Source organism: Kitasatospora sp. NPDC091257 (assembly GCF_044757675.1).
Lineage (GTDB): Bacteria > Actinomycetota > Actinomycetes > Streptomycetales > Streptomycetaceae > Kitasatospora > Kitasatospora lactacystinica.
The window spans coordinates 1-1,109 of the sequence record NZ_JBIVVI010001851.1; the positions used below are offsets into that span (position 1 = coordinate 1).

Annotated in this window: 2 pseudogenes; both read left to right on the plus strand. The window is 76.7% G+C overall.

What is annotated here, in order from left to right:
- Positions 1-1,007: pseudogene (locus ACIQOV_RS42445) on the plus strand (hypothetical protein); the annotation flags it as partial.
- 10 nt (positions 1,008-1,017) lie between these two features.
- Positions 1,018-1,109 (plus strand): annotated as a pseudogene (locus tag ACIQOV_RS42450) (roadblock/LC7 domain-containing protein); the annotation flags it as partial.

The following is a 1,109-nucleotide window of genomic DNA, read 5'->3' on the forward strand; positions in this document are numbered from 1 at the left end:
GACGTCCGGCCCCGCAGGGCCCCGGTGCCCCCGGTGCCCCCGGCCGGCCCGCCGGCCAGGTCCCGCGCGGTCCGCAGCGCCCCGGCCCGGACGCGCCGCAGCGCGACCGTCAGCCGCAGCTGCCGCCGCAGGCCCAGCAGCAGCCCCAGCCGCTGCCGTCGGCCGAGCCGGCGCCGGTGGAGAGCACCCAGCAGTTCGCCCGCCCGCGCTTCGAGGCCAGCCAGATCGACCCGCGCGACCCGCTGGGCCTCGGCCTGGTCGAGCCGGTGCTGCCGAACGTGCCGAACCCGCCGCGTCCGGAGCCGGTGCGCCAGGAGCAGGCGCCGCAGCCGCCGCAGCCGCTGCCGTACCAGGAGCCGATGGCGCTGCCGACCGGTCCGTCCGAGGCCGGTCAGCGGCCCGGCGGCGAGCAGCCGTGGGCCCAGCAGGCCGACGGCCAGCAGGCGCGGCAGCGGTCGTACCAGCCGCGCCGCCCCGGCACCTCCTCGCCGGAGTTCCAGCCGCAGGCCCAGGAGCAGCAGGCTCCGCGGCAGGCACCCCGGCAGCAGGCGCCCCAGCCGGCTCCGCAGCAGCAGGCCCCACAGCAGCCGCAGGCCCAGCAGCAGAACCAGCAGCAGCCTCCGCAGCCGCAGCCGCAGGGCCAGCAGCCCGGCGACGCGCCGTGGCGTCCGTCCGCGAACGACGAGCGCTGGCGCCGGGCCGAGCAGATCCGCGAGCCCTCGACCAGCGGTGTCACCATGTCGGGCCTGCCCCGGCGGACCCCGCAGGCCAACCTGGTCTCCGGCACCGCCGAGGCCTCGCCGCTGACCGGTCCGCAGGTCTCCCGGGCCCCCGAGGAGGTCCGCGGCCGGCTGACCAACCTGCGCCGCGGCATCCAGCAGGGCCGCCGCGTCGGGGCCGAGCAGGCCGCCAACCAGTCGGGCTTCCAGCATGGTGCCCAGCAGCCCGGATTCGATAGTTTCGGTGGCCGGAGCGACGGCAACGGCGCAGATCACCAGGAGCGTTGAGTTGAACCAGATGAGCCAGGCCGCACAGAACCTGAACTGGCTGATCACCAATTTCGTGGACAACACCCCCGGGGTGTCCCACACCGTGGTGGTCTCCGCGGA